Source organism: Streptomyces sp. 13-12-16, from assembly GCF_002114215.1.
GTDB lineage: Bacteria > Actinomycetota > Actinomycetes > Streptomycetales > Streptomycetaceae > Streptomyces.
Genome location: NZ_NCTE01000932.1, coordinates 1 through 1,028, shown reverse-complemented (window position 1 = coordinate 1,028; position 1,028 = coordinate 1). Strand labels below are relative to the sequence as shown.

The 1,028-nt window shown below is 76.6% G+C and carries 2 protein-coding genes; both read right to left on the bottom strand.

Annotated features, from left to right (window positions below; translation table 11 throughout):
* Positions 1-585 (bottom strand): pyridoxal-phosphate dependent enzyme (locus tag B7767_RS32445; RefSeq protein WP_179167373.1); only part of this gene is annotated, 585 nt, incomplete at its 3' end.
* Positions 585-728 carry a hypothetical protein gene (locus B7767_RS46725; protein WP_179167372.1) on the bottom strand — a complete coding sequence of 48 codons (144 nt, stop codon included), beginning with the start codon at positions 726-728 and terminating at the stop codon, positions 585-587. The genes B7767_RS32445 and B7767_RS46725, both read right to left, overlap by 1 nt.
* Positions 729-1,028: the final 300 nt, after the last annotated feature.

Below are 1,028 nucleotides of genomic sequence, written 5' to 3'. Positions count from 1 at the left end.
GTGGAGGGCGGCGCCGCCCGAGACGCCGACGAGGATGCCCTCGCGGCGGGCCGGCCCGCGGGCCGCCTCCTGGGCCCGGGGCAGGGCGACGCGGCAGACCTCGTCGTAGACGGCGGTGTCCAGGACGCCGGGGACGAAGCCGGAGCCGAGACCCTGGACGCGGTGTGGGCCGGGGGAGCCGCCGGAGAGCACCGCCGACTCGGCCGGCTCCACGGCCACCACGGTGACGTCCGGCTTCTTCTCCCTGAGCACCTGGCCGACGCCCGTCACGGTGCCGCCGGTGCCGACCCCGGCCACCAGGACGTCGACCTGTCCCGCGGTGTCCTGCCAGATCTCCTGGGCGGTGGTACGGCGGTGCACGTCGGGGTCGGCCGGGTCGGTGAACTGCTGCGGCATGAACCAGCCGTGCCGTGCGGCCAGTTCGGCGGCGCGGGCGACGGCCCCGCGCATGCCCTCGGCGGCCGGGCCGAGGACACTGGCGCCGACACCGAGGACGACCCGGTCACCGATGGTGGGGTGCCGCCCGGCCGCCGGGATACCGGTCCACCAGCCGGTGCCGCCCAGGGTGACGCGGTGGTACAGCATCACGTCGTCGCCGAGGACGGCGGTCCCCCGATCACCACACCCACGCCGTGGTCGATGAAGCAGCGGCGGCCGATGACGGCGCCGGGGTGGATCTCGACGCCGGTCAGGGCACGGCTGAGCTGGGACAGGGCACGGGGCGGCAACCGGCAGACCCCACCGGTGCAGGCGGTGGGTGAGACGGTGCGCCCAGATCGCCCACAGCCCCGGGTACGGCAGCACCTCGACGACACGGGCGCCGTGCAGGGCGGGGTCCTTGCGGCAGGCCGTCCGCAGGTCTTCCAGGAACATGAGGGATTCTTGTACGGGCGTGGTCAGCCGGTCCCCGGCGGGGTGGACGAGGGCGCCCCCCGGGGGCGGGGGACGGCGCGGGAGCACGGCGCCGGGCCTCCCGCGCGCCGTCGGAGTACGAGTGGCGGAGCCGCGGGCGGTCAGGACGCCGGGCG